The following is a 1,742-nucleotide window of genomic DNA, read 5'->3' on the forward strand; positions in this document are numbered from 1 at the left end:
ATATGATGTTGTGACAGTGTGAGTTCTGAGTTCTCGGTTTTTCCTGGGTTTATTGTTTGGTGTTTGTTGTTTCGGGTTCAAGGTTCAATGTTTCCCGTTCAATGTTTCAGGTTTCAGGTTTCATAAGTCCTGTTCAATGGTTTGCGGTAGCCGGGATGAGATGCCGGATCAAGTCCGGCATGACGAACATTCGTGGTTCGGAATTCGTTAATTCGTGCGTTCGGGAATGGTGAATTTGTGACTATATGATGTTGTGATTTGTGAGTTCTGGGTTCTCGGTTTTTTCCTGGGTTTATGGTTTGGTGTTTGTAGTTTCGGGTTCAAGGTTCAATGTTTCCCGTTCAATGTTTCAGGATTGAGATTACAGATTTCAGGTTTCATAGATCCTCTTCAATGGTTTGCGGTAGCCGGGATGAGATGCCGGATCGAGTCCGGCATGACGAACATTCGTGATTCGGGATTCGTTAATTCGTGCGTTCGGGAATGGTGAATTTGTGAATTGTAAATTTGTGACGATATGATGTTGTGACGGTGTGAGTTCTGAGTTCTCGGTTTTTCCTGGGTTTATTGTTTGGTGTTTGTTGTTTTGGGTTCAACGTTCAATGTTTCGGTTCGGTAATCTTCTTAATTCCGGATTCAATTTTTCCTTTTTCTGATTCCGCAAGGCCTTCTGAATTATTTATCTTTACTCAAAATTCAAGAGAATATGATTTTCATCGAGAACGAAGGAGTTACCAACCCAAGGTTGAATCTGGCTTTGGAAGAATATGCTTTAAGAAATTTTAGTGCTGATACCGATTATTTGCTTTTTTATATCAATGAGCCTTCGATTATCATTGGCAGAAATCAGAATACGCTGGAGGAGATAAACCAGGCTTATGTTGAGGAAAAGGATATTAAAGTTGTAAGACGGGTTTCAGGCGGGGGTGCCGTGTATCACGATTTCGGGAATCTCAATTTCAGCTTTATAACTAATCACGATGTTAAAAGTCTGAATAACTTCAAAAAGTTCACTGCGCCGGTGATCAAGGTTTTAAAAAGTATGGGTCTCGATGCAGAACTCAAAGGACGCAATGATATACAGGTAGAGGAAAAGAAGATCTCAGGAACTGCCCAGTTCTCCACCGGTAAACGAATGATAAGTCATGGCACTCTCCTACTCGATACCGATCTGGGGGAAGTCAGCAATGCCCTAAACGTTAAAATGAGTAAGATCCAGTCTAAGGGTCATAAATCGGTTCGCAGCCGGGTGGCGAATATTTCTGAATTTCTGGAGAGTCCGATGAAGATCGATGATTTCCGGAGTCGGCTTTTAAAAGGTCTTTATGAGGAGAGCGAAGATTTCGAACGCTATTACCTCAGCCCTGAAGAATGGAAAGCCGTCCACGAATTAAAAGAAGAGAAATACGATTCCTGGGACTGGAATTACGGTCGGTCTCCCAAGTTCAACATTAAGCGCAGTAAACGTTTCTCTATAGGAGAAGTGGATCTGCGGATATTTGTGGAAAAAGGCCATATCAGGGACTTTAAGATCTTCGGGGATTTCTTCGGAAAAGAACCGGTAGAAAATCTGGAATCCCTGTTGGTTGGTGCCCGCTATGAAAAGGAGGATATTACGGACCTGCTAAAGGATATTGAACTAAAAGAATATTTCGGGGAGATCCCGCACCTTGAGTTTATTGAGTTGGTGTATGGGGAGGATGATTAGACGCTAGTCTTTAGACGTTAGTCTTTAGACGTTT

1 protein-coding gene is annotated in these 1,742 nt (G+C 42.1%); it reads left to right on the forward strand.

Annotation, left to right across the window (positions count from 1 at the left end; translation table 11 throughout):
• Positions 1-706: 706 nt before the first annotated feature.
• A complete protein-coding gene (locus tag ACESK1_RS11470; RefSeq protein ID WP_372920318.1) occupies positions 707-1,708 on the forward strand; it encodes a lipoate--protein ligase in 1,002 nt (333 codons plus the stop codon).
• Positions 1,709-1,742: the final 34 nt, after the last annotated feature.

The sequence above is a fragment of the Salegentibacter sp. genome (assembly GCF_041642575.1).
Lineage (GTDB): Bacteria > Bacteroidota > Bacteroidia > Flavobacteriales > Flavobacteriaceae > Salegentibacter.

Excerpts from the sequence above, each read along its gene's own strand:
- ACESK1_RS11470 (WP_372920318.1), top strand. The coding sequence starts at position 707 with ATGATTTTCATCGAGAACGAAGGAGTTACCAACCCAAGGTTGAATCTG.